The following is a 1,259-nucleotide window of genomic DNA, read 5'->3' as shown; positions in this document are numbered from 1 at the left end:
TGTAGTGGTCAAGTAAAATTGGCCACGGTTTTATAGTAAAGCCAGTATCTTTTCTCTGACTCATTTGGTGTTAAACCGCCGTTATACTGATGCGGCCTCAGTTGGCTGTAATAGCCAGTGATATAGCTCACCACCGAAGCTGTTGCCTCAATTAGCGAGCCATAACCTGTTACCGGTACCCATTCCGTTTTAAGGCTCCGGAAGAAGCGTTCCATCGGGCTATTGTCCCAACAGTTACCACGCCGACTCATACTTTGTTTAATTTGATATCGCCACAGCAACTGTCTGTATTTCCGGCTGGTGTAATGACTGCCCTGATCACTATGGAACATGACATCTTTTGGTTTGCCTCGTACCTCCCAGGCCATGCTAAGGGCTTTGCCTGTCAGCTCACTGTCGGGTGAGTATGACATCGCCCAGCCAATCGGTTTACGCGCAAATAAATCAATCACAACAGCCAGATAGGCCCATCGGTTACCACTCCAGATATACGTTACATCGCCACACCAAACCTGATTTGGCGCAGTGACAGCGAATTGCCGCGCCAGATGATTTGGGATGTCCACATGCTCTTTTACGGCCTTTTTATAAGCATGGCTTGGCAGTTGGCAGCTGACTAAATCCAGCTGCTGCATCAGCTTTCCAGCACGATAACGTGATAGCTTAATGCCTTGTGCCGTTGCCATATCAGCAATGCTGCGAGCGCCTGCTGAGCTGTTACTGGCGTTGAACAACTCGCGTACTTTGCTTTGTTCAATCACACGCTGTGGATTAATCTGGCCACGACGCGACGACCACGCTTTATAACTGCTGCGATGAACGTTAAAGACCTCACAGAGCAAGGTCACGGCATAGCTCCGCTTGAGGCTCCCGATTATCGAGAAGTGTTCAGCGAGTCCGACATCAAGAGAGCGGTAGCCTTTTTTAGAATTTCTTTCTCCAGCTCTATACGTTTGATTTTCTTCTCTAACTCACGGATTTTAATCTGGTCTGGCGTCATCGGTGAGGCTTTAGGACTGTTGCCTGCGCGCTCATCCCGTAACTGTCGCACCCACTTATCCATGGTCGACTTACCAACATTCATTACATCGGCCGCCTTGGCAACGGTATATCCCTGGTCAACAACTAACTGGGCCGCTTCGAGACGAAATTCAGCGCTAAAAGTAGGTCTGGTTTTCTTATTCATAGTGTCACCTAATCATCTATGAGGTGTATGATAACACCTCTAATCAGGTGGCCAAATTTAGTGTGCCACTACA

1 protein-coding gene is annotated in these 1,259 nt (G+C 48.3%); it reads right to left on the bottom strand.

What is annotated here, in order from left to right; translation table 11 throughout:
- Positions 1-8: 8 nt before the first annotated feature.
- Positions 9-1,186 (bottom strand): IS3 family transposase gene (locus KQY15_RS18935; RefSeq protein WP_217671463.1). Its coding sequence is split into 2 segments (ribosomal slippage): positions 9-919 and positions 919-1,186, totalling 1,179 coding nucleotides; the frame shifts between segments, so codons are not numbered across the junction.
- Positions 1,187-1,259 lie beyond the last annotated feature (73 nt).

This window comes from Arsukibacterium indicum (assembly GCF_019100565.1).
Classification (GTDB): domain Bacteria; phylum Pseudomonadota; class Gammaproteobacteria; order Enterobacterales; family Alteromonadaceae; genus Alishewanella; species Alishewanella indicum.
This window is presented reverse-complemented; position numbering and strand designations above follow the sequence as displayed.